At 33.7% G+C, this 258-nt stretch carries 1 protein-coding gene; it reads right to left on the reverse strand.

Features of this window, described 5'->3' with window-relative positions; translation table 11 throughout:
- Positions 1-258, reverse strand: a 258-nt coding sequence (locus PL9214_RS31845) for a hypothetical protein (RefSeq protein ID WP_186440525.1), incomplete at both ends; no start/stop codon positions are given.

Consider the following 258-nt stretch of genomic DNA (forward strand, 5'->3'; position numbering starts at 1 on the left):
AAATATATTAGTTTCTGATACAGTCGAATTTAAAGCGATCGCATTTTCGGAAATAACGGGAAAGCTAAAATTTCCCCTTTTTTCCGTAGCTGATTTATTGAGTAAAACCTCTAAATTCGAGGATTGATTAATTTCAGCACTTGCTATTTGCTGAGAAACTTCTAGGGGGAATTGTGCTGTTTTCCCTAACTCTTTATTTAAACTCGGTTCAAATATATTAGTTTCTGATACAGTCGAATTTAAAGCGATCGCATTTTC

The organism is Planktothrix tepida PCC 9214, from assembly GCF_900009145.1.
GTDB classification, from domain to species: Bacteria; Cyanobacteriota; Cyanobacteriia; order Cyanobacteriales; family Microcoleaceae; genus Planktothrix; species Planktothrix tepida.